General features: G+C 69.4%; 2 protein-coding genes. One reads left to right on the forward strand and one right to left on the reverse strand.

All coding sequences use genetic code 11. The features are described from left to right. Positions 1-618 precede the first annotated feature (618 nt). Positions 619-939, forward strand: a complete 321-nt coding sequence (locus B7L92_RS30955; RefSeq protein WP_081240648.1) for a hypothetical protein — start codon at positions 619-621, stop codon at positions 937-939. 50 nt (positions 940-989) lie between these two features. On the opposite strand, the gene B7L92_RS40765 is transcribed toward B7L92_RS30955, so the two are convergent. Further along, the coding region (locus B7L92_RS40765) for a hypothetical protein (RefSeq protein ID WP_218030482.1) at positions 990-1,598 on the reverse strand (609 nt) is incomplete at its 5' end.

The raw sequence follows: 1,598 nt of genomic DNA on the forward strand, positions 1-1,598 counted from the left end.
GCTCGTCCGCTCATGCGGGCCACGGAGACGGAGGACACGGATGCGCTCCTCACCCGTTGAGCCGCTTGGTCGTCACCGGCTCATCAGCAGTGGGCACTGCTCGTCGCCCAAGTTGCACAAGACCCGCTAGTCGCTGGGACACGCACGACGGGCCCCCCGCCCAGGAACCTCCACGATCTCCATGGCCCCGACCGTACCGAGCAGCCAGCCCTCGGACCACGCCTTTATCTGTCCGTCAACTGCGGCCCCCATCGGCTCACGCGGCAGAAGCACAACCCGCCATCCCACCGCAAGCCCCTGAGTGACATCAAGAGAAATCGACACCGCAAAGCTGGCCAGGAGGCGACTCCCACAGTCACGTCGAAACGACTCTCGCACTGAGATGCAAGGCCAAGGGCCTCCGCCCGGTCAGCCTGCGAGTCTGACCAGACCGTCCTGGTGCACCCAGCCTTAATGCCCTTGGCCAGGCCGGAGGCGGAGCGCCGGGTGAGCTGGGCGTGGTCCCGGGTGCCCCGGCTGCACAGCACCGTCAGTCTGTCGCCCCGGTACAGGTAGCCGCGGCCGGCGTGCGCGGTGCCCGGGCCGGTACGCGGGTTCCAGAAATGTCTCGACCCCTATATGACCCGAGTCACGGACCTGGCATTCTTCACCGGACATGACAGCGGGACCATCGTCCTGGGAGCGGCATGGGTCGCTCCGAACCCCCGCAACTACGGCCGCGGTATCCACCCCGACATGGTCGGCTTCCGCATTGACGTCCACCTGGTCGATGCCACTGACCGTGCTGCCACCCGCGCTGTTCTACGAACGCACGCCCTCCCGCAACTCCACGAATGGATCACGCAGGCGATCGCTGCCGACGAGACCTGGCAACTGACTGACCACCAGCGCTACTGGCGGCTGGCCGACGGCCACCTCACGCACCACGACGAAGCGTGAGAACGAGTCCGTACGACACCCCCCACATCGGCGAGGTCGCACGCGCGGGTTCACAGCCAACCCAGTGGGCCGCGCCCGGAAATCAGGACGCCAGACCCTCGGGTTCCCAACGAGGAACCTTCAATTTCCCTGAACTCACGGGCTTCGAGGGGTGCGGGAAGGGTCCGTCTGCCGGGCGTGGTGACCGGGCGCGGCGCGGGTGGAGACCGCTTCGTCGGCGTCGTCGTGTCAGGGCCGTGGTACTGGCCCGTGGCCGGGCAGAGCGGTCGTCTGCGTCCGGGAGTGCCGGTCTGCTGGCCCGGGGACTGCGTGCGGCGCGCTCTTTCCTGTGCGGAGGGCGGCCGCCACGCCAGGTCCGTCCGGGAGTTGGCCATGACCTCCCGTACCCGGCGGGCGATGGTACTTCCGTCGAACGGCAGGGACACGATGCCGGTCAGCTGTACCCCCAAGGCGGTCCGGGCCCTGTGCAGCAGGGCGAGTTCGGTGGCGGTCTCCTCGGCCCGGTGGGCGGGTGCGGGCTGCCGCTGGAGGTAGGCGATCCGGCCGTCGAGGAGTTCGTGGGCCCGTTCGGGGGAGCCGATGGCCTCGGCCGGGCGGCGCAGGGTCAGCCCGGCCGTGGCCTGGAGGAGGCCGTCGGGCAGGCCGGGCTGACCCTGCGC

The sequence above is a fragment of the Streptomyces viridosporus genome, from assembly GCF_002078235.1.
Classification (GTDB): domain Bacteria; phylum Actinomycetota; class Actinomycetes; order Streptomycetales; family Streptomycetaceae; genus Streptomyces; species Streptomyces viridosporus.

Excerpts from the sequence above, each read along its gene's own strand:
- B7L92_RS30955 (WP_081240648.1), top strand. The coding sequence starts at position 619 with ATGACCCGAGTCACGGACCTGGCATTCTTCACCGGACATGACAGCGGG.